30 protein-coding genes are annotated in these 25,511 nt (G+C 44.0%); all 30 read left to right on the forward strand.

Annotated features, from left to right (window positions below):
* Window positions 1–7: 7 nt before the first annotated feature.
* The 30 genes from HGJ98_RS16065 to atpH all read left to right on the forward strand — a co-directional run bounded on the left by HGJ98_RS16065 (window position 8) and on the right by atpH (window position 25,511).
* Entirely contained in the window at window positions 8–1,369 is a 1,362-nt protein-coding gene (locus HGJ98_RS16065; protein ID WP_291352618.1) for a PepSY1/2 domain-containing protein, read from the forward strand.
* Window positions 1,370–1,764: 395 nt separating this feature from the next.
* Window positions 1,765–2,202 carry a DUF1934 domain-containing protein gene (locus HGJ98_RS16070; RefSeq protein ID WP_291352620.1) on the forward strand — a complete coding sequence of 146 codons (438 nt, stop codon included), beginning with the start codon at window positions 1,765–1,767 and terminating at the stop codon, window positions 2,200–2,202.
* Window positions 2,199–3,881: an arginine--tRNA ligase gene (gene argS, locus HGJ98_RS16075; protein ID WP_291352622.1), complete on the forward strand. Its 1,683-nt coding sequence runs from the start codon at window positions 2,199–2,201 to the stop codon at window positions 3,879–3,881. Before HGJ98_RS16070 ends, argS begins: the two co-directional genes overlap by 4 nt.
* 92 nt (window positions 3,882–3,973) lie before the next feature.
* Window positions 3,974–4,381 carry a DNA-directed RNA polymerase subunit delta gene (rpoE, locus tag HGJ98_RS16080; RefSeq protein WP_291352623.1) on the forward strand — a complete coding sequence of 136 codons (408 nt, stop codon included), beginning with the start codon at window positions 3,974–3,976 and terminating at the stop codon, window positions 4,379–4,381.
* 520 nt (window positions 4,382–4,901) lie between these two features.
* Window positions 4,902–6,491 carry a CTP synthase gene (locus tag HGJ98_RS16085; protein ID WP_291352625.1) on the forward strand — a complete coding sequence of 530 codons (1,590 nt, stop codon included), beginning with the start codon at window positions 4,902–4,904 and terminating at the stop codon, window positions 6,489–6,491.
* 284 nt (window positions 6,492–6,775) lie between these two features.
* Window positions 6,776–7,858, forward strand: a complete 1,083-nt coding sequence (locus tag HGJ98_RS16090; protein WP_291352627.1) for a peptidoglycan bridge formation glycyltransferase FemA/FemB family protein — start codon at window positions 6,776–6,778, stop codon at window positions 7,856–7,858.
* Between the two features lie 4 nt (window positions 7,859–7,862).
* Window positions 7,863–9,056 carry an alanine racemase gene (gene alr, locus HGJ98_RS16095; RefSeq protein ID WP_291352629.1) on the forward strand — a complete coding sequence of 398 codons (1,194 nt, stop codon included), beginning with the start codon at window positions 7,863–7,865 and terminating at the stop codon, window positions 9,054–9,056.
* Window positions 9,057–9,068: 12 nt separating this feature from the next.
* Window positions 9,069–9,437: a response regulator gene (locus HGJ98_RS16100; protein WP_291352631.1), complete on the forward strand. Its 369-nt coding sequence runs from the start codon at window positions 9,069–9,071 to the stop codon at window positions 9,435–9,437.
* A 219-nt stretch (window positions 9,438–9,656) separates the two neighbouring features.
* A complete protein-coding gene (locus tag HGJ98_RS16105) occupies window positions 9,657–10,343 on the forward strand; it encodes a hypothetical protein (protein WP_291352633.1) in 687 nt (228 codons plus the stop codon).
* The gene (locus tag HGJ98_RS16110) at window positions 10,334–11,188 is read left to right on the forward strand and encodes a class II fructose-1,6-bisphosphate aldolase (RefSeq protein WP_291352635.1); all 855 of its coding nucleotides are present in this window, start codon (window positions 10,334–10,336) and stop codon (window positions 11,186–11,188) included. Before HGJ98_RS16105 ends, HGJ98_RS16110 begins: the two co-directional genes overlap by 10 nt.
* Window positions 11,189–11,210: 22 nt before the next feature.
* Window positions 11,211–11,849 carry a fructose-6-phosphate aldolase gene (fsa, locus tag HGJ98_RS16115; protein WP_291352637.1) on the forward strand — a complete coding sequence of 213 codons (639 nt, stop codon included), beginning with the start codon at window positions 11,211–11,213 and terminating at the stop codon, window positions 11,847–11,849.
* A gap of 232 nt (window positions 11,850–12,081) precedes the next feature.
* Window positions 12,082–13,053, forward strand: a complete 972-nt coding sequence (gene glpX, locus HGJ98_RS16120) for a class II fructose-bisphosphatase (RefSeq protein ID WP_291352639.1) — start codon at window positions 12,082–12,084, stop codon at window positions 13,051–13,053.
* A 113-nt stretch (window positions 13,054–13,166) separates the two neighbouring features.
* A complete protein-coding gene (rpmE, locus tag HGJ98_RS16125) occupies window positions 13,167–13,364 on the forward strand; it encodes a 50S ribosomal protein L31 (RefSeq protein ID WP_073027488.1) in 198 nt (65 codons plus the stop codon).
* Window positions 13,365–13,561: 197 nt separating this feature from the next.
* Window positions 13,562–14,632: a peptide chain release factor 1 gene (gene prfA, locus HGJ98_RS16130; protein WP_291352641.1), complete on the forward strand. Its 1,071-nt coding sequence runs from the start codon at window positions 13,562–13,564 to the stop codon at window positions 14,630–14,632.
* 57 nt (window positions 14,633–14,689) lie between these two features.
* On the forward strand, window positions 14,690–15,535 hold the full coding sequence (prmC, locus tag HGJ98_RS16135; protein WP_291352643.1) for a peptide chain release factor N(5)-glutamine methyltransferase: 846 nt from the start codon (window positions 14,690–14,692) through the stop codon (window positions 15,533–15,535).
* Window positions 15,536–15,540: 5 nt separating this feature from the next.
* Window positions 15,541–16,587 carry an L-threonylcarbamoyladenylate synthase gene (locus HGJ98_RS16140; protein ID WP_291352645.1) on the forward strand — a complete coding sequence of 349 codons (1,047 nt, stop codon included), beginning with the start codon at window positions 15,541–15,543 and terminating at the stop codon, window positions 16,585–16,587.
* 61 nt (window positions 16,588–16,648) lie between these two features.
* Window positions 16,649–17,233 carry a manganese efflux pump MntP family protein gene (locus tag HGJ98_RS16145; RefSeq protein WP_291352647.1) on the forward strand — a complete coding sequence of 195 codons (585 nt, stop codon included), beginning with the start codon at window positions 16,649–16,651 and terminating at the stop codon, window positions 17,231–17,233.
* Between the two features lie 57 nt (window positions 17,234–17,290).
* A complete protein-coding gene (locus tag HGJ98_RS16150; RefSeq protein ID WP_291352649.1) occupies window positions 17,291–17,740 on the forward strand; it encodes a low molecular weight protein arginine phosphatase in 450 nt (149 codons plus the stop codon).
* Between the two features lie 132 nt (window positions 17,741–17,872).
* Window positions 17,873–18,322 carry a ribose 5-phosphate isomerase B gene (rpiB, locus tag HGJ98_RS16155; RefSeq protein ID WP_291352651.1) on the forward strand — a complete coding sequence of 150 codons (450 nt, stop codon included), beginning with the start codon at window positions 17,873–17,875 and terminating at the stop codon, window positions 18,320–18,322.
* 46 nt (window positions 18,323–18,368) lie between these two features.
* Window positions 18,369–18,932: a TIGR01440 family protein gene (locus HGJ98_RS16160; RefSeq protein ID WP_291352653.1), complete on the forward strand. Its 564-nt coding sequence runs from the start codon at window positions 18,369–18,371 to the stop codon at window positions 18,930–18,932.
* A gap of 57 nt (window positions 18,933–18,989) precedes the next feature.
* Window positions 18,990–20,246 (forward strand): serine hydroxymethyltransferase, encoded by a 1,257-nt coding sequence (gene glyA / locus HGJ98_RS16165; protein WP_291352654.1) that lies wholly within the window; start codon window positions 18,990–18,992, stop codon window positions 20,244–20,246.
* A gap of 12 nt (window positions 20,247–20,258) precedes the next feature.
* A complete protein-coding gene (gene upp, locus HGJ98_RS16170) occupies window positions 20,259–20,888 on the forward strand; it encodes a uracil phosphoribosyltransferase (RefSeq protein WP_291352655.1) in 630 nt (209 codons plus the stop codon).
* On the forward strand, window positions 20,885–21,352 hold the full coding sequence (locus HGJ98_RS16175; protein WP_291352657.1) for a cytidine/deoxycytidylate deaminase family protein: 468 nt from the start codon (window positions 20,885–20,887) through the stop codon (window positions 21,350–21,352). The genes upp and HGJ98_RS16175 overlap by 4 nt, the downstream gene beginning before the upstream one ends.
* Window positions 21,353–21,400: 48 nt before the next feature.
* Window positions 21,401–22,534, forward strand: coding sequence for a non-hydrolyzing UDP-N-acetylglucosamine 2-epimerase (gene wecB / locus HGJ98_RS16180; protein ID WP_291352659.1), 1,134 nt, complete (start codon window positions 21,401–21,403; stop codon window positions 22,532–22,534).
* Between the two features lie 157 nt (window positions 22,535–22,691).
* Window positions 22,692–22,922 (forward strand): AtpZ/AtpI family protein, encoded by a 231-nt coding sequence (locus HGJ98_RS16185; RefSeq protein WP_291352661.1) that lies wholly within the window; start codon window positions 22,692–22,694, stop codon window positions 22,920–22,922.
* Window positions 22,909–23,280, forward strand: a complete 372-nt coding sequence (locus HGJ98_RS16190; protein WP_291352663.1) for a hypothetical protein — start codon at window positions 22,909–22,911, stop codon at window positions 23,278–23,280. The genes HGJ98_RS16185 and HGJ98_RS16190 overlap by 14 nt, the downstream gene beginning before the upstream one ends.
* The gene (gene atpB / locus HGJ98_RS16195) at window positions 23,273–24,016 is read left to right on the forward strand and encodes a F0F1 ATP synthase subunit A (RefSeq protein ID WP_291352665.1); all 744 of its coding nucleotides are present in this window, start codon (window positions 23,273–23,275) and stop codon (window positions 24,014–24,016) included. The genes HGJ98_RS16190 and atpB overlap by 8 nt, the downstream gene beginning before the upstream one ends.
* Before the next feature lie 93 nt (window positions 24,017–24,109).
* Complete coding sequence (atpE, locus tag HGJ98_RS16200) at window positions 24,110–24,340, forward strand: F0F1 ATP synthase subunit C (RefSeq protein ID WP_007787575.1); 231 nt, start codon at window positions 24,110–24,112, stop codon at window positions 24,338–24,340.
* A gap of 110 nt (window positions 24,341–24,450) precedes the next feature.
* On the forward strand, window positions 24,451–24,948 hold the full coding sequence (gene atpF / locus HGJ98_RS16205) for a F0F1 ATP synthase subunit B (protein ID WP_291352668.1): 498 nt from the start codon (window positions 24,451–24,453) through the stop codon (window positions 24,946–24,948).
* Window positions 24,945–25,511, forward strand: coding sequence for an ATP synthase F1 subunit delta (gene atpH, locus HGJ98_RS16210; RefSeq protein ID WP_291352670.1), 567 nt, complete (start codon window positions 24,945–24,947; stop codon window positions 25,509–25,511). The genes atpF and atpH overlap by 4 nt, the downstream gene beginning before the upstream one ends.

Consider the following 25,511-nt stretch of genomic DNA (forward strand, 5'->3'; position numbering starts at 1 on the left):
GGTAAGTATGCACAGAAAATTTTGGATTGGCGCTTTGGCATTAGCCTTTTTAATCGCTCTGGGCTGGGGATGGAACGAATACCGTGTTGCAGGGGAATATCGTCTGTTAGCAGAAAACAATAATCGTAGGGCAATCAATGATTTTGCTAGCCATCTCGATCAATTGGAGACAGACATGGCCAAAGGGAATGTGGCTAATAACCCCGCCCAAAAAATTCTCTACTTAAGCCAAGTCTCAAGTAATAGCGATGCGGCTCTTAAGGATTTTGCACAAATCCCGGCACAACAAACAGGACTTAGTTATGTCGGCCAATTTTTAACACAGTCTGGTGATTTTGCACGGACTTTAGCCCAGCGAATTGCTGGCGGAGGAACGATTTCTGCGGAAGAGGAAAAGACTCTTAGAGATATGCATGAACGTCTTATGCCGGTTAACCAGAAGGTTCAGGAATTAATAGTTAGAATGGATACCGAGCAGTTAGTTTGGACAGACCCTGACCCAACCATTAGGGAACGGCTAGGCTTAGGAACCCAGGTTGCTGAAGCAGCAGCAGATGGGTCAGAAGCCCCTTCGAAATCGGTTCGTTCTGGACTAGACCAGTTGGATGCCAGTTTGCAAAAGCTTCCGCCATTTTCCTACTCTGGAGAGTACGCTACACGTGTTGTTGCAAAGCCCTTAGGTCTTCCCAAAGGGAATGTAACACGAGACCAGTCCTTAGAAAGGGCTCGAAACTTCTTAAATAAAGTGGGCTACTCTAATGCAAATCCAGAATTTGGAGGGGAGTCTCAAGGTGAACTTGGTGGCTATATATGGAAGTTCAAAGAAGCTTATTTGGAAGTGAGCCGTCAAGGCGGTGTTATCACTCTTTACCGTGATCAACGGGGAATGGAACCTAAGACACTGAGTATAGAAGAAGCCTCAGTAAAAGCTAAAGGGGTCTTAAAATCCTTAGGTTGGCAGTTGGTGATAACCTCAAGTGAAGAGTTCGGCTCATATGTTCAGTTTGATGCAGTTGTAGAAAAAGATGGGGTAAGGATTTACCCAGACAAAGTACGATTGATGATCGCTTTAGACAACGGTCAGCTGATCGGATTAGATTCAGTACCATATTACGCGTTTCATCACTCACGGACCTTCCCGGCAAAAATATCAATGGATCAAGCTGTACGCAAGCTGCGCTCAGGTTTTCAAGTTCTAGAAAGTCGATTAGCAGTCATTGTTAAGGCCGGAAATCGAGAGGTTTATTGTTATGAATTCCGTGGTCGATATCAGGGGGAAGAATATCTGGTATACTTAAATGCGGCAACAGGTGCTGAAGAAAAGATCCAACGAATTATTAAAACCCCACAGGGAGAGTACCTTAAGTAATTCAGTGGTTTAAAAGATAAGCGAGAGGGGAATTTTCCCTCTCGCTCTTGAATATGGTCTGAATTTATTCATTTAAAAAGGATTTTACTAAATTAACTAGAATAGGCACATATGCACTTATAAGTTCATTTATTATATTCATTTATAAAAGCTAGAGGAAGTTTCTTAGCTGAGAGAGCATGTGAGAGGAATCGCGTCAAGCGAATAGCGATGGATCACGATAGTCTCCGGTACGATAGTCTCCGGTGGAGAGTATCGCCGAAGCCGCGATACCCAGAGAAATACCCTACGGCGGAGGATAGAGTATCGCCGAAGCCGCGATCCCAAAAGGACACTTACCGGCGGAGGATGTGCGAACGGGCTAAGAAACTGACTCCGCAGAAAGGAGCAGTCAATTGAAGAAAAATGTGACCATTCAAATAATCGGCAAACAGAAGTATCCTGAAGGGCATGAGGATAAGCAGGAAGTACTTACTGTGGGAAAGATTTATGAACGAAACGAGGTATTTTACGTATTTTATAAAGAAAATGGACGTGAAGCTACAGACCTTGGAGAAGTGACGACGCTTCTGACGATGAAAGAAGATACAGTTGCCTTGAATCGCAAAGGCGCTGTAGAACTAGCACAGGAGTTTAAAATGGGCGTTCTTAACCGCAGTATTTACTCCACCTGCTACGGTAACATTTGGATAAGCGTTATGCCTCACCGAGTAGAGTATGACTTGACAGTCCATGGGGGACGTATTAGTCTAGAATATGACCTTTTTGTCGATGATAAATTAGTGAGTAATAATGTTTTGCTGCTAAACGTAAAGGAGGATATCCCCCAATGAGTCTCTACGAGAATATAAAGACAAAGATAACAAACCAGTTGATCGAAGCTGCGAATAAGGCAAAAGCGGTAGGGGAATTAAGCTTTGAGGAATTGCCGAGTTTTGTTTTGGAAGAACCAAGAGAAAGGCAACGTGGAGATTTGGCAACCAATCTGGCTATGGTGTTGACTAAACAAGCAAAGCGACCTCCCCGGGAGATAGCCACTGCGCTCATCAAACATATGGAAACAGATGGGACATGGATCGAATCCTCTGAGATTGCTGGAGCTGGTTTTATTAACTTTCGTCTAAATCCCCTATGGCTTACAGGGGTTATTGACGAAGTATTGAAAGCCGGTGAACGTTACGGGCATGTGGATATCGGAAAAGGCCAAAAGATTCAAGTCGAGTTCGTAAGTGCTAACCCTACGGGACTGCTGCATATGGGTAATGCCCGGGGTGCCGCATTGGGCGACAGTTTGGCTTCCTTATTATCGACGGCGGGCTATGAAGTTACCCGAGAATTTTATATTAATGATGCAGGGAACCAGATACATAATTTTGGCTTGTCCCTAGAAGCAAGGTATTTGCAACAACTAGGCCAAGATGTCCCCTTCCCGGAAGGAGGATATCATGGTGAGGACTTGATTGATACAGTAAAAGGTCTTATTACTAAAGTAGGGGACAAGTACCTTTCGGTCGAACCAGGGTTAAGAAGAGAATTTCTGGTCAGATACGCGTTGGATGAAAAGATGCGAAATATCCGAGAAACACTTCAGGATTTTGGAGTGGAATACGATGTGTGGTTTAACGAACAATCCCTACATGATTCGGGGGCCGTTCGCTCAACAATGGAGGACCTTGAGAAAAAAGGATACATTTATGAAAAGGAAGGCGCTCACTGGCTTAAGTCGACTCAATTTGGAGATGAAAAAGATGAAGTGGTAATTAGGAGCAATGGATCTCCGACTTATTTTGCTGCTGATATTGCCTACCATCGCAATAAATTTGATCGGGGATTTAATCGAGTCATTAATATTTGGGGAGCAGATCATCACGGACATGTGGCTCGCATGAAAGGTGCAATGTCAGCCTTAGGGTATGACTCAGATAACCTTCAAATTATCTTAATGCAACTCGTTCGTCTTATACAAAACGGTGAAATCGTAAAAATGTCCAAACGTTCTGGTCAGTACATCACATTACGCGAATTGATGGAAGAAGTGGGCAAAGACGCGGCAAGGTTCTTTTTTAACTTGAGGGATCCAGATTCTACGGTGGAATTTGATATGGATTTAGCAAAGTCTCAGTCATCTGAAAATCCAGTTTACTATGTACAGTATGCGCATGCGCGTTTATGCAGCATTCTAAGGCAGGCTGAGGAACTTGGCGACCTTGGAACACCACCGCAAGAAAAGGACCTAATTCGCCTAGATAGTACGGAAGAGCGAGATTTGCTCAAGAAGATGGCGGATTTGCCGAGCGAGATCATTGTGGCCGCACGACTTATGGAACCTCACCGCTTAGCACGTTATGTACTTGACTTGGCGGGTCTCTTCCATACCTTCTATAATAGCCAACGGGTGCTTGTTGATGATGAGGGATTACGCAGGGCTCGTTTGAGCTTAGTGCGAGCGGTGAAACAAATTGTCGGAAACGTTTTAGGTATTTTAGGCGTATCCGCTCCTGAAAGAATGTAAAATTTACAAGTTTAAACTTGCAACAAGCAGGAAATATTTAGGGGTGGGCCGAATATAGTGATATTCAAAATGACGAAGGGCGGTGGAGTTTTTTGACCCACTCTTTAAGTAAAAAAAACAAGCCGACAGAAGCGGACATAGCCTTTGAGATTCTAAAAGCTCAAGGTAATCCAATGCATTATCAAAATTTAATTGAAGAAGTACTTCGACGTTTAGGTATTTCTCAGGAAGCCATACGGATTGCGGCGGCACTGACTCAGATTAATCTAGACACGAGGTTTACATTTCTGGGCAAGGGTGAATGGGGTCTGAAGGTTTGGGATCCTGCGAAAACTCCTCGTCGGTCCCCGGCAGTTGCCTTGATAAACAAAGAATCCCCGGATGAAGATGACAAATCAGAGCCGGAAGAACTTGAGGACGATTCTTTAGATGAAGATGTTTCAGAAACGGATGAAATATTTGACGAGGCGGATGAAGGGCGACGGGGAGAAAAGTGGTAATTATCCAATGCTTCTAAAAGCATTCCTTGTCTTGACATCCTTTAGAAGTGTAGCTAAAATAGACTAAAGTAATATATAGTCTATTTGACTGGTAAAATAAAGCTAGTGCGATCTCGGACTAGCTTTATTTATGTGTTTTGTCGCAGAAGATATCCTAAAGGATAATTGACTTCTAAATAGTAGGGAAGTGCATCTAGGTTACATTTTACTGAAAGTATAACTTTAGGGTCCTCTTTCACTTCATCCTGAGCGCAGTGAAGGATCTTAACTTGTGTGGAATAGTGCAGAAGTCAAGATTCTTCGGCTACGCCTCAGAAAGACATGTATAGTAAAAAGACGCGTAGCGTTTTTCTTATACTGTCAGAAAGTATAAATTTGTGTTATATACTTTCTAAGCATAAGTGCAACTAAGGCTGCCGCCTCGCCAGAGGCTGCAAGAAGGCTGACACGTTCGAAGACAGTGTCTTCGGGCGCCAGCCAAGTTTTCTTTAAAAGGTCTTGAAAGGAAATGGTAAAGCGCATGACAAAATTTATCTTCGTAACGGGCGGAGTGGTATCTTCCCTGGGAAAAGGAATCGCGGCTGCATCCCTAGGTTGTCTCTTAAAAAATAGGGGTTTTAAGGTGGCAATACAAAAGTTTGATCCCTATATTAATATCGACCCCGGAACAATGAGCCCGTATCAACATGGTGAAGTGTTTGTAACGGATGACGGGGCAGAGACAGATCTGGATTTAGGCCATTATGAGCGCTTTATTGACGTACCGGTTTCTAAAAATAGCAATGTTACAACTGGTAAGGTTTACTGGTCTGTCATCCGGAAGGAACGTAAAGGAGACTACCTAGGAGGGACTGTTCAAGTCATCCCTCATATTACCAATGAGATCAAAGAACGGGTATATCGCGTTGCGCGGGAAAGTCATCCGGATTTTGTGATTACCGAGATTGGAGGGACCGTTGGAGATATAGAGTCCCTACCCTTCCTCGAAGCAATTCGTCAAATGAAAAATGACATTGGACGAGAAAATGTCATTTACATTCATGTTACACTGGTTCCTTATTTGGCAATGTCCGGAGAGTTGAAAACTAAGCCAACCCAGCACTCTGTTAAAGAATTACGGGGAATCGGTATTCAGCCATCGATTATTGTTTGTCGAACGGAGAAATCCCTTTCCAAAGAAATGAAGGAAAAGCTAGCGTTGCTTTGTGACGTAGATTTAGAAGCAGTTGTTGAGTGCATAGATGCCTCGACGATCTATGAAGTTCCTTTAACTCTCCAAGCAGAAGGGTTTGACGATATTGTTCTGCGTTGCGCAGGACTGGAAGCTCCTCCGGCTGATATGACAGAGTGGAAAACTATGGTTGAAAGAATCAAATCCCCGACCCGGGAGATTGAGATCGCAATTGTAGGAAAATACGTAGAACTCCCTGATGCATACCTTAGTGTAGCAGAAGCTTTAAGGTCAGCGGGTACGGAACACGGGGCCAAAATAAAAATTCGTTGGATTGATTCCGAAAACATCGAGAATGAATCTGTCGAAAAGTATCTAGAAGGTGTTGATGGGATCCTAGTTCCGGGTGGATTTGGTAACCGGGGCATTGAGGGTAAAATCGATGCGATCCGTTATGCTAGAGAACAGAAAATTCCTTTCTTAGGTATTTGTCTGGGAATGCAAACAGCCATTATAGAAATCGCCCGCAATCTCTGTGGTATGGAACGGGCTAATAGCACAGAATTTGATGCGGATACACCCTATCCTGTTATCGATATTCTCCCAGAGCAAAAAGACATTGAGGATAAGGGCGGTACCATGCGCTTAGGTATTTCTCCTGCGAAGTTGGTAGAAGGCAGTAAAGCTTATCAAGCTTATCAGGATCAAGTTGTTTACGAACGCCATCGTCATCGATATGAGGTTAATAACCAGTTCCGTGAAGAGTTAGAGAAGGTAGGATTAAGGTTCTCTGGAACATCACTGGATGGACGGTTAGTAGAAATCTCTGAATACTTGGATCATCCATGGTTTGTGGCCTCCCAGTTCCATCCGGAATTCAAGTCCCGCCCGAATCGGGCTCATCCATTGTTTAGAGAGTTTATACGAGCGACGCTATAGCAAGGCGAAGGCGCGATGATGCTTAAAGTTTAAATTAATGTGTGATAGAGTTAAGATTAGGGGTTACGAAGCGCGAGGTTGAGATTCGAACCTCGCGCTTTATGCTTCGAATCCCAAATGAAGAGTTCTGCTGAACCTTGGATTAAGGTCTGGCACGAACTCTTCCTGTGTACTAAGGCAATGAGTAGAGGCAATTCATGGATCGCTCTTACGGGTATAATACCGGGTTGCTGATTAGAGCTGCAGAACCGTGGTAAGAATGTTGAGAGGAAGGGGACTGAACGATGGCTTATATCGCAAGGTGGATTGATAAAAGTGAACATAGACGCTTTAACGATTTTTTGGCTAGACATTTAAAGGGGCATGTACTCCAGTCTTGGGAGTGGGGAGATATCAAAAGCCGGACCGGATGGATCCCCTGGCGGTTGGTTGTTGAAGAAAATAATGAAATTGTGGCTGCTGTCTCTATTCTTGAGCGGAAGATCCCAGTTGTGGGAATCCCCATCTTTTATGCTTCTCGTGGTCCGGTAGTTGATTGGGAAAATTTTGAGTTATTTGATTTGATCCTTGCCGAGATTCGAACCTTAGCAAAAGCACGAGGAGCAATTTTTCTGAAGGTCGACCCTGATTTGCCATCTTCAGAAAAAGAACTAGAGCAGTATTTGCTCTCTAGAGGATTTAGGTCGGCGGAAAGTGGCAAGGGTTTCGAAGGGGTTCAACCTAAGTATGTATTTCGACTTGATATTTCGCCGTCTGAAGAGATTCTCCTAAGTAATATGCAACAAAAAACTCGGTATAATATTCGTCTTGCCCAAAAGAAAGGGGTACATATACGTAAAGGGACTCGAGAAGATTTACCGGAATTCTATCGAGTCCTTAAGGAAACAACAGAACGGGACCGTTTCTTAGTGCGAGCCTATTCCTATTTTGAAGACCTGTATGACTCCTTAGTTCCCGTTGGTTTGGGAGAATTATTTATCGCCGAATATGAGGGGAATATCATATCTGGTACGTTGGCTTTTGTTATTGGAAATAAGGCTTGGTACATATATGGAGCTTCGTCTAACGCTCATCGAAATGTTATGCCCAACTACTTAATTCAATGGGAAATGATTCGTTGGGCCAAGTCACTAGGGTGCACGCTCTATGATTTTAGAGGAGTCCCGGGACACTTAAGCGAAGATAATCCGCTATATGGGCTTTATCGCTTTAAGAAGGGATTCAACGGAGATTATGTAGAATTTATTGGAGAGTGGGACCTGGTGTATCGTCCGGTAACCTATTTTCTTTGGAACAATTTAGAACCCCTTTATTCGAATGTTATTAAGGGATTAATCACAAAGCTACGGCGAGTGCGGAGGGGATAACTCCATGGCTGGAACCTGGATAGAAATAAACCTAGACTCCCTTATAAGTAATTATCATGAAGTTGTTAAGCATCTCCATCCTGAATCAAGGTGTATGGCTGTTGTCAAAGCGGATGCCTATGGCTTAGGTGCTGTTCAAGTTGCCCTTGCCTTAGAGCGAGTTGGATGTGAAGCCTTCGCGGTTACTAAGGTCGAAGAAGGGTTAGTCCTGCGAAAACACGGGATTAGAGGGTTAATTTTAGTGTTGGGGCCCTCCACAGAGGAAGAATGGCCGAAAGCCATCGAGGCTCAATTACAATTGACGATCTCTGAATTATCCTTCATTGCCAAGTTAAATGATGTTTGTTCAGATTTGCATAAAGAAGTTTCAGTACATCTTAAGCTTGAGACAGGCATGGGGAGAACTGGGTTTAGATTGTCTGAGTTAGAAGATCTCTCGAAAAGTTTAAATAGCGCCCCCCAGCTTAAAATTATGGGGGTGTATACCCATTTTGCGCGAGCAGCCCAAAGGGACAAGCAATATTCGATAGAGCAATATAAGCAATTTCGATCACTCACTGTTCGTCTTGAAGAACTAGGGATCCGGCCAGCGTGGAAACATGTGTGTAATAGCGCGGCTTTTTTGGATTATCCTGAGTGGCATCTTGATTTCGTTCGCATCGGCACATTATTAATTGGGCATTATCCGGGGCCTGGTTTCACCGGAAAATTGGCATTAAGTGATCCCTGGATTGCTAAGAGTAAGATTGTTCATTTGCGCAAAGTAGCCAAAGGTACGAAGGTAGGGTATCAAAGCATTTACCGCACGAAATCAGTTACTCAGCTAGCCGTAATTCCTGTGGGGTATGCTGATGGATTAGGCATAGCCCCACATTTTGTTCCCCAAGGGTGGTTTGACTTTCTGAAAATCATAATTAAAAATTTCTTAGCTTTATTTGGTGTTTTTCTGAGCCAAGAGCGAGTAGAATTAAAGGGGCGGACTGTTCGAGTGGCTGGTAAGATTGGTATGCAGCTTACAGTACTTGACGTGGGAATGCAGGACTGCGCTTTAGGGGATGAAGTGAGAATTCCTTTACGTAGGACAGTGGCAAATCCCCGAATACATAGGAAATATAAACAAGATGGGGGAATTTTAGCAGAACGAATTCTTGAAGAAGGAGTTTCGCCGGTTTGTAAAGAATATTCACAATTAGATTAGATAAGGAAAGGGATGTGGGGAGTGGCTAAAATACTTGTAGTAGATGACCAACTTGGTGTGCGTCGCCTACTCTTTGAAACCTTCCGGGAGGACCAATATGAGGTTGAAATGGCAGCGAACGGTGAGGAGGCCGTCGTATTACTTGAATCCTTTAAGCCTGATCTTATAATGATGGATATGAAAATGCCGGGCATGAACGGCATTGAAACCCTAAGGCAAATTCGTGCTTTAGACAGTCAAGTTGGAGTAATTATGATGACTGCCTATGGTGATGCTCAAAATATGGAACAAGCCAAGGAACTTGGTATTCTCCATTACATGGGTAAGCCCTTTGATTTATTTGAGTTAAGAGAACGAGTCAGAAAACTATTACAAGCATAGTCTTAAGAATGGTTCTCGCCGTCCTGCAAGAATGCTAATTCGTGCGAAGACAGTGTCTTCAAGAAGAGTAATCCGTGCGAAAACAGTGTTTTCGCGTGGGCTCCGGTGATACTCGGCCATCCATGCCATCTGATGGCCTGACAGGCCGAGTTTTCTTTAGTGAAAGGCAGGAAAATCTTCTTGCATGACGAAGTATAGCTGTAGGAAGAGGTGGGAATTATGATTCTAACGACAAATACGACTATTGCCATACAGTGTTCCCAGTGTGGGGAGCTAGAATTTCATGCCCTCTCTCTCTTTGCATTTTCTCGACAAGGACGCAAAAATCTGCATTGTGGTTGTGGCCGTCAACTTCTATCGGTCACAAGCAGGAACCGTCGGCAGTTTAACATCACATACGATTGTGCTTACTGTGGGGAAACCCATTATTTAAGATTAAACCACCATGCAATTTGGGGAAAAGAAGCGTTACCCCTTGCTTGCCCTGATGTGGGAGCTTCGGTTGGATATATTGGACCAAAGCAAAAAGTTACCCAGGCCTGTCGTAATCGTGAAAAATCCATAGGAGAATTAGCTGTAGAGTTGGGATATGAGGAAGAGTTCGAAAATCCTGAAGTAATGCTCTGGGTTTTAGATCATCTGCACCGTCTAGCTAGGCAAGGGGATTTAGGTTGTGCTTGTGGGAATCACGAGTTGACCTTTGAGTTATTACCGGATCGCATCGAGCTTTATTGTGAATGCTGTGAAGCAGTGGGGGTTATATACGCAGATAGTTCAGATAATGTTCGTCAAATTGAAGGAATAAGTTCTATTTATTTGGAAGAGAATAAGACTTGGCTTATCAATAATCCGTTGCGGGGTCAACATATCTCAAGAACAATTGAGGAGGAGAAAAAATGGCGTTAGTATCGATGATCGAGTTACTAGATAACGCACAAAAAGGACACTATGCTGTTGGTGCCTTTAACTGCAATAATATGGAAATTGTTCAGGCAATCGTCGCTGCAGCAGAAGCTGAAAATGCGCCAGTGATCATTCAGGCCAGCCAAGGTGCCATAAAATATGCAGGAATTGAGTACATCACCACTTTGACAAAGTTAGCTGCTGAAAAGGCAAGTGTACCCATCGCCCTGCATCTGGATCATGGAACAAGTTTTGCACAGGTCATGCAGTGTGCACGCCACGGCTTTTCGTCTGTGATGATCGATGGATCCAAACACTCTCTTGAAGATAATATTGCGTTGACCAACAAAGTCATCGAAGCTGTACGCCCTTTAGGAATTTCTGTAGAGGCTGAACTGGGTAAAATCGGTGGGACAGAAGATGACATAACCGTCAGCGAGCAGGAAGCCCTGTTTACTGATCCTGAAGAAGCAGAGCGCTTTATTCAAGCAACCCAAGTCGACGCTTTAGCGATTGCTATAGGAACTGCTCATGGCCAATACAAAGGGATTCCTAAACTTGACTTTGAACGACTAACTCAAATTCGAGAACGAGTTTCAACTCCCCTTGTGTTGCACGGTTCTTCAGGCGTGCCGGATGAAGCGCTTCGCGAAGCAATTTCACGGGGTATCTGTAAAATCAATATTGATACCAATATCCGTGAAGCATTTACTCTAGCTGCTCGTCTTGTGCTTGAAGGGAACTCTAAAGAAATTGACCCTCGCAAAATGTTGGGCCCTGCTCGTGAAGCCACTACGAAAATTATCCGAGAGAAAATTCGAATTTTTGGAAGCAATGGGAAGGCGTAAACTTTTGGAAGAAGGTGGATAAATGCAGTTTTTCTTAGACTCTGCAAATATCGAAGAAATCAGGCAGGCCTGGGATATGGGAGTCATTGGAGGTCTGACAACAAACCCTAGTTTGGTCGCTAAAGAAGGAAAGGACTTTCATGAACTTCTTAAAGTGGTGAGTGGGATCGTTGATGGACCTATCAGTGCAGAAGTGATAGCGCTGGATCATACAGGAATGTTGCAGGAAGCCCGTATCCTAGCAGCAATTCATCCAAACATTGTAATTAAACTTCCGATGACTGAAGATGGCCTCAAAACCGCAAAAGTGTTAAGCGGTGAAGGAATTAAAACAAATGTTACCCTCGTGTTTACCGCTAACCAAGCTTTACTTGCAGCACGGGCTGGTGCTACTTATGTTAGCCCTTTTCTTGGTCGATTAGATGACATCAGCGAAAATGGACTAAATCTATTGGCTGATATTTGCGAGATTTTTCAAGTACATGACATTTCAACCATGACGATTGCGGCTAGTATTCGAAATCCAGTTCATGTTACAGAATCAGCAAAGATTGGAGCGGATTTCGCGACAGTTCCCTTTGGAGTCTTAAGGCAACTTTTTCGCCACCCCCTGACAGATGCTGGGATCGAAAAGTTTTTAGCTGATTGGGAAAAGCGTTAATCAAGTGATTCAAAATAATTGGCATTAACCTATCCGAATAGGATAAGTTAATGTCAATTTTAATGCTTAATAAAGTTCAGATTAATTGTGGTTGAAAAACCTACAAAAGCATGTCACAATAAGGTGATAGGTGTTTAATGTGCTATATGATTTGAAGTGCCGCGTTCAACGTTAGCGGGACGATCAATAATAAGCTTGATGGATTGGTTAACAATTTAAGGAGGAATAGAAATTGGAGAGAGAGCTTACAATGGAATTCGCTAGAGTGACAGAGGCGGCGGCCTTAGCTTCGGCACGTTGGGTAGGTATGGGAAATAAAGAAGCAGCAGATAACGCGGCAGTTGAAGCGATGCGTGCCGTTTTTGATACCATTCATATGGATGGGACAGTGGTCATTGGGGAAGGGGAAATGGATGAAGCTCCGATGCTTTACATTGGAGAACGAGTTGGTAACGGAGAAAGTCCTCAATTGGACGTTGCAGTAGATCCTCTCGAAGGAACAAACATTGTTGCCAAAGGAATGGCAGGGGCCATAGCAGTTGTAGCAATTGCCAAGAAGGGATGCTTGCTTCACGCTCCAGATATGTATATGGATAAGATTGCCGTAGGTCCGGCGGCTGTCGGGCAAATTAATCTAGATGCGACCGTATTCGAGAATGTTTCAAATGTGGCAAAAGCGTTAGGAAAAAGCATGGAGGATATAACAGTTGTGATTATGGATCGTCCACGCCATCAAAAGCTGATCCAAGATGTGCGCGCTTGTGGAGCGAAGATTCGTCTCATTACTGACGGAGATGTTTCTCCGGCTGTGGCTTGCGCTTTTGAAGATTCAGGTGTAGATATGATGATGGGAATTGGTGGAGCACCTGAAGGGGTTCTTGCTGCAGCAGCACTGCGATGTATGGGCGGCGAAATGCAAGGGCGTCTTTGGCCAGAAAACGAGCAGGATATAGCTCGAGCAAAGGCCTTAGGAATTGATGATGTTCATAAACTGTTAACGATGGACGACTTAGTAAGCGGGGATGATGTCTTTTTTGCCGCCACAGGGATTACCGAAGGTCCCTTGGTACGAGGGGTTACTTTCACAGCCAAAGGGGCCTTGACACATACTGTGGTGGCTCGGGGGAAGACAGGGACCGTTCGGTTTATTGAAGCACGCCACTGTTTTGATAAAAAACCCAGGTATGCCATGAAAGGTTGTTAGCAATCCTTGACCGTTTAATGGTCTTTATGCTAGAATAGTAAGAGTTGACTGGAATTGTATTTCAAGGTGCGACAAATGAGCGCCTCGATTCAAATGGGAAAGAAGGTGAAGACATGAAAGAAAAAATTCACCCAAAATATGAACAAACCACTGTGACATGTGCTTGCGGAGAAGTTATCCCGACAGGAAGCACTAGAATGAACATCAAAGTGGAAATTTGTTCAAAATGCCATCCCTTCTATACCGGGGTACAGCGGTTTGTCGATGCTGGCGGACGGGTTGATCGGTTCAAAAAGAAATATGGGATGTAAACAACGGCCTGCGGTCGTTGCTGGTGGAAAAGCAGAGCGCAAGCTCTGCTTTTTGCGTAAATGCTTAAGCGAAGCTCGAGGCTCGATGTACGATGCGCGAAGTTTGTGTATAATTTTTTTCGAACCTCGAACCTCGCGCCTCGTGCCTCGATATAATGGATTCAGGTCAAACTTACGTAATTTTGAGGTGTGAAAAAATGTTAGAGAAACTTTATGAGATAGAACGAAAATATGATGAATTAACAGAACTCCTCAGTGATCCTGAAATCCTTGCCAATCAGAGTGAATGGCAAAAGTACGCCAAAGCTCAGGCGGGCATGACGAATCTGGTCACAACGTTTAGAGAATATCAGGAAGTTATTCGTGAATTAGAGGAGACAGAGACTCTTCTCAAGGAAAAACTAGACTCTGATATGCAGGAGATGGCTGAGCAGGAACGTGAGAAATTAGTGAAACAATCTGAGGAATTAGAAGAACAAATTCGCATTCTTCTCTTGCCCAAAGATCCTTTGGATGAGAAGAACGTCATCATGGAAATTCGGGCCGGAGCTGGCGGGGATGAAGCTGCTTTATTTGCAGGAGATCTTTATAAGATGTACACCCGTTATGCTGAAGGCCAGGGTTGGAAAGTCGAGCTTCTAAGTGCCAGTTACTCTGATATGGGGGGGTACAAGGAAATAATTTTCCTTTTGGAAGGGCATGGAGCCTATAGCAAATTGAAATTTGAAAGTGGTGTTCATCGCGTTCAGCGGATCCCAGCCACAGAGTCTGGAGGCAGAATTCATACTTCAACTGCTACGGTTGCCGTTCTTCCTGAAGCAGAAGAAGTAGAAGTAACGATCAATCCAAATGATCTGCGCATCGATATCTACTGTTCCAGCGGACCGGGTGGACAGTGTGTGAATACCACCCAATCGGCAGTACGTATTACTCATCTGCCTACTGGGATTATTGCATCTTGCCAGGATGAAAAGTCTCAGCTCAAGAATAAAGAGAAGGCTCTGCGCGTCTTGCGTGCTCGTATTTTGGAGAAAGCTCAAGAGGAAGCGAGCGGTGAACAAGCCTCTGAACGCCGAAGCCAGGTTGGAACAGGGGACCGGAGTGAGCGGATCCGAACCTTCAACTTTCCTCAAGGCAGAGTGACAGATCATCGTATCAACTTGACGCTGCATCGCTTAGAGACAATTTTGACGGGAGACTTAGAGGAGATCATCCAAGCCTTAAATGCCTCTGACCAAGCGGAACGACTAAAAGCAGAGATTCAGTAAAATGAGATTCGAACCACGAACCACGAATTTCGAACATCGAGTAAGGGGTTTTGTAGGTTGAAGATACTTGATGGAATGCGTTGGGGCGAGACTGAACTTTTGAAAAAAGGGATTGAAAATCCTCGCTTTGACGCAGACTTGTTATTAGCAGAGACGCTTAAGATGGCGAGAGACCGCCTCTATATTGACTGGGATCGTGATTTATCTGAGCAAGAAGAAGCCGATTTTCGAAAAGCGATTCTTCGTCGTTCGATGAACGAGCCGCTTCAGTATATCTTAAAGCGGCAGGAATTCATGGGGCTTTCATTCTATGTAGATGAGAGGGTTCTTATCCCCCGGGCAGATAGCGAAATTTTAGTCGAGAAATGTCTAGAACTTATAAAGCGGGAAAATAGACAAGGACAGGGTCGATTAGTCAAGATTGCAGATTTATGTACTGGGAGCGGAGCTCTTGCAATTTCTATCGCGCATTATTATCCTGCTTCCGAGGTAGTTGGCACTGACCTTTCCTCAGGTGCTTTAGAAGTAGCCCATCAAAATGCCGAAGGATTAGGAGTCAAAGTAGAGTGGCGTAAAGGGGATTTTGTAGATTCTATTCGAGGAGAACATTGGGACTTGATTGTTTCGAATCCTCCCTATGTCTCTATAGAAGACTATAGTCAGTGTGCCCCTGAGATTTTCCATGAGCCATCTATGGCTTTTATAGGAGGATCGGACGGCTTGGATTTTTATCGCCGTTTAGCGGAAGAAGCACGATCGCTATTAAACCCGCAAGGAAAACTATTAATGGAGATTGGCTGGGATCAAGGTAAAGACGTTAGTAATATTTTTCAATTGAAGGGTTTTGAAACACACGTTTACCCGGACTTAGCGGGTCGGGATCGGGTGATTTTAGCGAGGTGAGCATGATGCTGACAAAACGAAGTTCTATTGACAGAGTCCGACCGGAAGCTGAAATCTTAAAAGAGGGTGCTGAGTGGCTGAAAGCGGGGGAACTGGTAGCCTTTCCAACGGAAACCGTCTATGGGTTAGGAGCAAATGCTCTAGATGCTTTCGCATGTGCCAAGATTTTTGAAGCAAAGGGAAGGCCTCAAGATAACCCTCTAATTGTCCATGTTTGTAACCGCTCTATGGCAAATCGTTTGGTTAAAGATTGGACATCGGCAGCGGATCTTTGTGTTCAACATTTTTGGCCAGGTCCATTAACCTTAATCCTGCCCAAAACAGCCCTGGTTCCGGATATTGTCACCGCTGGACTGGAAAACGTAGCAATACGCATGCCTAGTCACCCAGTGGCCCTTGGTTTGATCAAAGAAACCGGATTTCCAATTGCCGCACCAAGCGCTAACCTTTCAGGGAAACCAAGTCCAACAAGAGGCAGTCATGTCTGGAGGGATATGAAAGGTAAGATCCCCCTGATTCTTGATGCAGGAGCCTGTGAAGTTGGCGTAGAATCGACTGTGCTGGATGTGAGCGGAGGAGTTCCCACCATCCTTCGTCCGGGAGGAATTACAAAGGAACAGCTAGAGGAAGTCTTGGGTGAAGTTCGTGTGGACGCTCCCTCGGAAAACCAGATACCCAGAGCACCCGGAATGAAATACAGGCACTATGCTCCCCAAGGAGAATTAATTCTGGTGAGCGGCCTTCGAGAAAGAGTCGTACAGCGCATGGGCCAAGAAATTCAGAAAGGACATGCTCGGCTTAAACGAGTCGGTGTTCTTTGTACCTTTGAGAGCGCATCGTTTTTACACAACTGGACTCCCGATCTCTTGTTTGTTCTGGGTTCAAAAGATCGACCACAAGAGGTGGCAAGTAACTTATTTGAAGGGTTACGCCTGTGTGATGATAGGAGAATGGATTTGATCTTGGTTGAAGGAATCGAAGAAGGGGGCTTGGGAAGCGCTGTTATGAACCGCTTAGAGAAGGCAGCTGGCAAGCGAAGTCAACACATCTAACACTAATTCGTCTAATCGACCGTTTCCTGTGCATATAATAGGGGGAACGGAGGGAAAGGTTATGAATTTAGCATGGGTTGTGGTTGTGGCAATTGCTTTGGGTGCAGATGCATTCTCCTTGGCTTTAGCAATTGGTTTAGCAGGAATCAAGAAAAGTATGATGGTGCGTTTGTCTTTGGTGGTGGCTGTTTTCCATGTGTTTATGCCCCTTGGTGGGATGTTACTGGGTCAGGCCTTCGGAACGATTCTGGGTCAATTTGCAAGTCTCATAGGAGCCTTTATTCTTATTGGTCTAGGTGGTCGAATGCTCTATAAGGCCTTGCGACCCACTGCTGAAATTTTCCGATTCTCGGAAGCCAGGGAGGCTCTTTTTAAAAAGAAATTATCCAGTAACAGTTCGCTAAATGGTTATGGTATGTATATCTTAGCTGCTAGTGTAAGCTTAGATGCACTAAGTGTCGGGTTTTCCTTAGGAACCATCAGAGCCGACATTTTTATGACAGTAATGGTCATGGGGTTAATTGCCGGGTTAATGACAGGAATGGGCTTGATCTTAGGGCGTATAATGGGAACGCGTTTAGGTGATAAGGCTGAATTACTAGGAGGATTAGCACTGGTTCTAATTGGAATTAAGCTGCTTTTCTAATCAGATATCACCAACGTATTGCCCGTCCTAGCCTAAGTCTAAAAAGAGGTGAGTTTTTTGGGGCTGAAGCTTTTGTTTGTTTGTACAGGAAATACGTGTCGGAGCCCATTAGCCGAGGGGATGGCACGGGCAATGTTTGGAGACTTGGCTCAAGTGAGTTCTGCTGGAATAGCGGCCTGGGAGGGCGAAAATCCTAGTCCCCATGTAGTAGAGATTCTAAAAGAACAAAGAGTGGATCTTTCCTCACATCGTGCCCGGAGAATTACGGATGTGCTGCTGGCGGATGCCGATTGGATTATCCCCATGACTCAACTCCAAGAAGAAGGCCTAAAGCGTCAATTTCCTCAATATGTACATAAAATTCGATGCTTAGGAAATTGGGGAGAAGAAAAACGAGATATTATTGATCCTTACATGGGTTCCCTCGAAGTTTATCGTCATACTGCGCTGGAAATAAGGGAATTACTGAATTGCTTAAAAGAACAGCTTATTTCGAGTTGTGAATAGTCCGAGGTAAAAGCATAAGATATGCGAAAAATGTTTACACTAGCGGCGTAATATGTCGCTTTATTCTGGTTTTTGCAGGGATTTTGCAATATCTGTAGAAATAAGCAAGATGCTAAAGAGGGAGGTTAAAGATTGAAAGTTGCACTAGGAGCCGATCACGGTGGTTTTGAACTAAAAGAAACTATTCGCAGGCACTTGGAAACACAGGGGATAGAGGTTCAAGATTTCGGAACCCATTCCAGGGACTCTGTAGATTATCCAAAGTATGGGTTCGCTGTGGGAAGTGCGATCATAAAAGAAAAAGCAGACTTAGGGATTGTTGTTTGTGGAACTGGATTAGGGATTTCAATGGCCGCAAATAAAATTCCTGGAATTAGAGCTGCAGTTTGCTCGGAGACCTTTTCCGCCCGAATGGCGAGAGAACATAATAACGCTAATATCTTAGCACTGGGTGCTCGGGTAATTGGTGTAGGACTTGCTCTAGACATTGTTGATATTTTTTTAAAAACCGAATTTACAGGTGGTAGACATGCTCTTCGTATAAGTTTGATTAGTGACATTGAACGAGGCGAGGAAATTTAGCTTAAAATTGTTTAGTCATGTCAAGGAGGGGAGGAATACCTTTCACATGGACAAACATGTTGCAGACAAATTTCAAGAAATGGCTAAAGTGTGGAACGATATACTGGATGCCTTTTTTATTAAGGCTGAACTACGCTCAAAACAAATCCTTGTTTTAGGGTGCAGCACAAGTGAAGTTATTGGTCACCGAATCGGACAAGGTAGCAGCATTGAAGTTGCTGAGTTATTGCTTCCGCCTTTATTAGAGCGTGTTCATGGGCTAGGACTATTCTTAGCAGTACAAGGGTGTGAACATATCAACCGCGCCTTGGTGGTAGAAGAGGCCTGTTTAGATCATTACGGATTAGAGGAAGTAACAGTTCTTCCTGCACTGCATGCTGGAGGAGCAATGACGGTAAAAGCGTGGGAAACCTTCACTTCTCCCGTTATGGTAGAACAAATCCAAGGACATGCCGGGATTGATATTGGAGACACATTTATCGGTATGCACTTAAGACCAGTGGCAATACCCATTCGCATACATGTTAAGGACTTAGGTGAAGCGCATTTGACCTTAGCACGTACCCGACCACGCCTTATCGGCGGTCCAAGAGCAGCGTACGCAGAGTAGAGGCAATTCATGAATTACCTCTACACCAAAATAATATTAAATTGGAGTGAGCCAGTAATGGATTATATTAACCAATGGGTAAAAAGTCAGGACCCGGAAGTCGCTAAAGCCATCGAGCAAGAAGAAAATCGTCAAACAAATACCATCGAACTCATAGCCTCTGAAAATTTCGTCAGCCGTGCAGTGATGGCTGCTCAAGGATCAGTGCTGACGAACAAGTATGCAGAAGGTTATCCAGGCAAACGATACTATGGCGGATGTGAGTTTGTGGATGAGGTTGAAAACCTTGCTCGTGAACGAGTCAAGAAGATTTTCGGTGCTGAACACGCCAATGTCCAGCCCCATTCTGGATCCCAGGCTAATATGGCCGTCTATTTCTCGTTTTTAAAACCCGGAGATACCATCCTTGGCATGAATTTGTCCCATGGTGGGCACTTGACCCACGGGAGTCCGGTAAATATTTCTGGAGTATACTTTAATGTTATTCCATACGGAGTAGACTCGAAGACCGAGAGGATTGATTATGATCAGGTTCGGGAGTTAGCCAAGGAACATCATCCGAAGATGATTGTTGCTGGTGCAAGTGCTTATCCAAGAATCATAGATTTTGTCAAAATGCGTGAAATTGCAGATGAAGTGGGAGCTCTGCTGATGGTTGACATGGCACACTTTGCTGGGCTCGTAGCGGCAGGATTACATCCATCACCAGTCCCTTATGCTGATTTCGTCACCTCTACTACCCATAAAACTCTGAGAGGACCTCGCGGCGGATTGATTCTCTGTAGGGCTGAGTATGCCCAAGCTATTGATAAGGCGATTTTCCCTGGAATTCAGGGTGGGCCATTGATGCATGTCATCGCAGCTAAGGCTGTTGCCTTTGGGGAAGCGCTTCAGCCAGAGTTCAAAACCTACCAGACCCATATTGTAGAAAATGCAAAAGCTTTGGCCCAAGCGCTAACAGATCGTGGATTTCGCCTTGTTTCAGGAGGAACGGATAATCATGTTATGCTTGTTGACGTACGAACCAAACAGTTAACCGGTAAGGAAGCAGAAAACATTCTTCATGAAGTAGGTATTACGGTCAATAAAAACACGATTCCTTTTGATACAGCAAGTCCTTTTGTGACTAGTGGAATTCGTCTAGGTACTCCAGCGGTTACTTCAAGAGGTATGACTCCTGACGCTATGAAGAGAATAGCTGAGGCTATGGACCTTGCCTTGACCTCACATCATGAACCTGATAAACTGTCACAAGCACGGGAAATTGTTAGTTCCTTATGCGCTGAGTTTCCCTTATATACAAATTTAGATTAGGAGAGCCAAAAGATGCCAAAGCTTCAAATACTTGATCATCCTCTAATCCAACACAAGTTGTCTTTGATACGGGATGAGCAAACAGGTTCCAAGGAATTTAGGGAGTTAGTCGAGGAAGTCTCGATGTTAATGGCCTATGAGGTAACCCGTGATTTTCCCCTTCAGGAAATTGAAGTTAAGACACCCGTAGCATTAGCAAAAACCAAGGTGTTGGTAGGTCGTAAAGTTGGATTAGTTCCAATCCTCCGCGCTGGATTAGGAATGGTTGATGGAATGCTCCGCTTAATTCCAGCTGCAAAAGTTGGACATGTCGGACTATATCGAGATCCGGAAACCCTTCTGCCTGTGGAATACTACTGCAAGTTACCCCCCGATATTGCAGAACGAGACCTGATTGTAATTGATCCTATGTTAGCGACAGGCGGCTCAGCCGCTGCAGCAATTACATTTTTGAAAGATCGCGGTGCGAAAAATATTAAGTTAATGTGCTTAATTGCAGCTCCAGAGGGTGTTAAGGCTGTACAAGATGTACATAATGATGTGGATATTTTTGTCGCAGCAGTCGATGAATACTTGAATGATCATGGCTATATTGTACCGGGTCTTGGAGATGCAGGAGACCGGCTGTTTGGCACAAAATGACGAGTCAAGTAAAGCGCCCAAGTTGGGATAGTTATTTTATGCAGATGGCACATGTAGTAGCGGGGCGATCAACTTGCCTGCGCCGCCAAGTTGGAGCGGTAATGGTAAAGGATAAACAAATTCTAAGTACAGGTTATAACGGAAGTCCCTCAGGACTACAACATTGTGATGAACTTGGTTGTTTACGGCAGAGCTTAGGCGTTCCTTCAGGGGAACGCCATGAGATCTGCCGTGCTGTGCATGCAGAGCAAAATGCTCTGGTACAGGCAGCAAAGCATGGGGTGGCTATTACTGGAGCAGATCTCTATACCACTCATCAGCCTTGTGTGTTGTGCACAAAATTATTAATTAATGCCGGTATTAAACGCGTAATTTTCGCTTATGCTTATCCTGATCAACTGGCAATTAATATGGCAAATGAAGCAGGACTCAAATTGGAAAAATTTGGGGAAGATAATCTGTGACCACACGTCTTAAGATGCTGTTTCTTCTAATCGAAGGGGAGTAATAAAGTGATTAAGCGAAAAAAAGTGATGGTTGTATTTGGAACCCGTCCAGAAGCTATAAAAATGGCGCCAGTAATCCGAGCGCTGCGTCAGAGAGGGTCCATTCTATGTCAAGTAATTGTAACGGCTCAGCATCGTGAGATGCTGGATCAGGTATTAACCCTGTTTAAGATTGTTCCGGATTTTGATCTTAACCTTATGCGGCAGGGACAAACATTAACAGATATAACGACACGAGCATTACATGGGCTAAATGATGTTTTCCAACGTGAACGCCCGGACTTAGTTCTTGTCCACGGGGACACGACGACGACCTTTGTGGCTGCACTCGCTGCTTTTTATGCACAAATTCCGGTAGGGCATGTGGAGGCAGGCCTGCGCACAGGTAATAAGTATTCTCCCTTCCCCGAGGAAATGAATCGAAAGCTTGCCAGCGTTTTGACAGATTTGCATTTTGCCCCGACGGAAACAGCTAAAAATAATCTTGAGCAAGAAGGAATTCCGCCGGAAAGCATTTTCGTCACGGGCAATACAGTAATCGACGCCTTGCTCGCAACAGTGAATCCTAAGTATGAGTTTGTTGACAAGGAAATCCAGGACATTCTTAGACAACGAGGTAAATCAAGGATGATTCTTGTTACGACACATCGCAGGGAAAACTTAGGGGAACCAATGCGCCAAATCTACCAGGCTTTGAAAAGTACACTTGATAAATTTCCAGATACCTATATTATCTTTCCGGTTCATAAAAATCCCGTCGTTCGAAACGTGGTTACAGAGGTCTTAGGGACTCACCCAAGGGTTAATCTCATCGAACCTTTGGAATATGAACCCTTTGTTAATTTAATGGCGCGGTCCCATCTAATTCTGACCGACTCGGGGGGGATTCAAGAGGAAGCTCCATCCTTAGGTAAACCAGTACTGGTAGTACGAGACACCACGGAACGGCCGGAGGCTGTGGCGGCAGGTACAGTCTCACTTGTAGGAACCGAGTATGAAGGAGTTTTATCCGAGCTGCAAAACTTACTTGCAGATCAAAAGGCCTATCAAAAAATGACAATGGCCAGTAATCCTTATGGCGACGGATGCGCAGCCCAGAGAATAGCCGAGATAATTGAAGAAAATCAAGGGTGGACATAAAATTCTTCAATGCTGTAAAAAAAAGCACAAAGTCCTTCCAAAGTATGCTAATATAATAAATAAAGTTGGAATTGTTAAAATGTAGCATACTAGCCGCTTGAGTAGCAGGCTTATAAGCTTGCTGTGTTTACAAATTAATTCATAAGGAAAGAATACTATGGCTAGTGAACAAAGATCATGGCAAAAGGCACTTGTTGTCGGGTCAACCATATCGACATCCTTGGCTATATTGGTAGGGGGCGGATTCTACTTAGGTAGAAACCTTGATGCCCGATGGCAAACAGAGCCAATTTTCACAATAGGTCTGATGTTGATTGGGCTGGTACTCGGAGGGAGCTACTTAATAATGACTTTAATGAGGTTTGGAGCATCCAATGATAAGAAGTAGCTTTATCGCATTATTTAGTGGAACCGCTTGTATATTGCTAGGGATAGCTTTTACAGGGGAGCAGGCTTTTTTTGGTAGTTTGCTGGGGTATTGGGTAGGGTTTGGGTATACTTTGTGGTTTTATCGTGAAGTGTTGAATAGTACTGAACTTGATATTCAATCAGCAATCAAACGAATGCGCAAGAACCTAATGAATCGTTTGGGAATGGTTACTCTCATTGTTGTGGCAGTTGCCCGGTTCCAGCCAAGTTGGCTGTTTAGTTTAGCGTTAGGGATTGTTACAGGGGTGATAATATCCTTTATCATTGTGGCAATACAAAAAAACTATGGAGAAAGGGGTGATAAAAGAAGTGCATGAAACAGTATTGTGGCATTTGGGAGATATGACATTTCATGGTAAGACTCTAATCATGACCTGGATTTCGATGGCTGCTATTATGGTCTTCTGTTTTCTAGGGGTACGCAATCTAACAAGCGGGAAACCTGGTAAAATGCAAAACGTTTTAGAGTGGATCATAGATTTTGTCCGTGGTATCATCAATGATAACATGGATTATGAAAAGGGACGTCCCTTGCTGAGCTATTTGGTAACGTTATTCATGTTTGTTTTCTTTTCCAATATGCTTGGCCTTATCCCAAACTTCACGTTCAATCTATTACACGACGTTCATTTTGCCGAATTAGGACATATTTTTGCTACTCCAGGTATGATGTCGCCAACTGCAGATATCAACGTGACATTTTCCTTAGCTATGTTAACCATTATTTTGGTAGTCTTTTTAGGTATCAAACATAAAGGAGCTCATTATTTCCATCATTTTATTGAGCCAAATCCAGTGTTTGTGATCATCCACGCCATTGATTTAATCGCTAAACCAATGACACTAGCCTTTCGTCTATTCGGAAACATCTTTGCGGGTGAAATTTTACTAGGAGTAATCTTAATGCTTCCCGGTATTTGGGTACTGCCAGGGATTTTGCCGACGACTATTTGGCTTGCATTCAGTATTTTCATTGGAGCCATTCAGTCTTACGTTTTTGTGGTTTTGACGACAGCGTATGTATCCCAAGCTGTCACCACAGACGCTCATTAAGCACTTCACTCTGTGCTGGTTTTCAGTGATGCTCGACACCACTGAGGGAATAATATTTTAGAAATTATTGGAAACAAGAAAGGAGGAAATCCCATGGACGTGTCTGCTGCTGCTGCACTTGGTGCAGGAATTGCTGCTGGCTTGGCAGCTCTTGGGGCATCAATCGGTAATGGTAATGTTATTAGTAAAACGGTGGAGGGCATTGGTCGTCAACCGGAAGCTAAAGCAACATTACAAGCTACCATGTTTATTGGTGTCGGTTTGATCGAGGCTTTGCCACTCCTTAGCTGGGTACTTGCCCTGCTGCTCATGTTTACAAAGTAATTCGTATGATGGGCAGAGGGTTAAGCCCATCTTAATTCAAGGGGGAACGAGAGTTCTCCCTTGAAAAAAATCATCCCGACGTCAATTAGACTCGAGAGGGGGGTAGACCATTGGGTGGGAATCCTATTCAATTTGACTATACGGTAGTCGCTACGGTCTTATCTTTCTTGCTGCTCGTCTATTTGCTTGGTAAATATGCGTGGGGTCCGCTGATGAAAGTGATGGAAGAACGGCGGGTTAATATTGAATCCATGCTTACACAAGCAGAAAACGAACGACAACAGGCAGATAAAATTAAACGCGAATACCAAGAAGAAATGCGTAAAGCTCGCCAGGAAGCCCAAGAAGTGATCGCAAAGGCTACTAAGGTAAGCGAAGTTCGCTCAGCTGAAATTCTAGCCGCTGCACATGAAGAATCAGAGAAGATCAAAAAATCTGCCCTTGTAGATATTGAACGTGAACGCGATCGAGCAATAGCTGATGTAAAAGCACAAGTGGCAGATCTCTCAGTCTCTGTAGCAGAAAAAATTATTCGTCAAAAACTTGATATGAAGGGTCAAGGGAAACTCATTGAGCAGTTTATTCAAGAGGTAGGGGAAATGCAATGATAAATGGATCACTTGCTCGAAGATACTCCCAAGCCTTGTTTGAGATTGCCTCTGATACGGGCCTGGATCAAATTGATGTCGATCTACGTGAACTGACTAAGATGGTGGAGGAAAATCGAGAGGTTAAAGACACCCTGTTACATCCCCACATCTCCGTAAGTGATAAAAAGTCTATTATGGACAAGTTAATGGGGAAAGACTTTGGGGATATAACAAGACGTTTTCTTTATCTTTTAATTGACCGTAGAAGAGCTTATCTCTTACCAGCCATACAGCGTGAGTTTACAAGGTTGGCCGATGAGGCACGTCAAGTGGTGGAAGCAAAAATAACAAGTGCAATTGCCTTGAGTTCAGCCCAACTTGATGAACTCAAAAAAGCTATTGTACGAATGACTGGGAAAGATGTTCGTGTTATTACGGATGTTCGTGCTGAACTCATTGGTGGAGTCATAATTCAGATCGGAGATCGTGTAATCGATGGAACAATCTCCCATTCTTTAGAGAAAATGCGTGAGAATTTACGTAAAAACTCGGATAAACCTCAGGAAGTAGGGGTGAAATAA

This window comes from Desulfosporosinus sp. (assembly GCF_014237355.1).
In the GTDB taxonomy this organism is placed as follows: Bacteria; Bacillota; Desulfitobacteriia; order Desulfitobacteriales; family Desulfitobacteriaceae; genus Desulfosporosinus.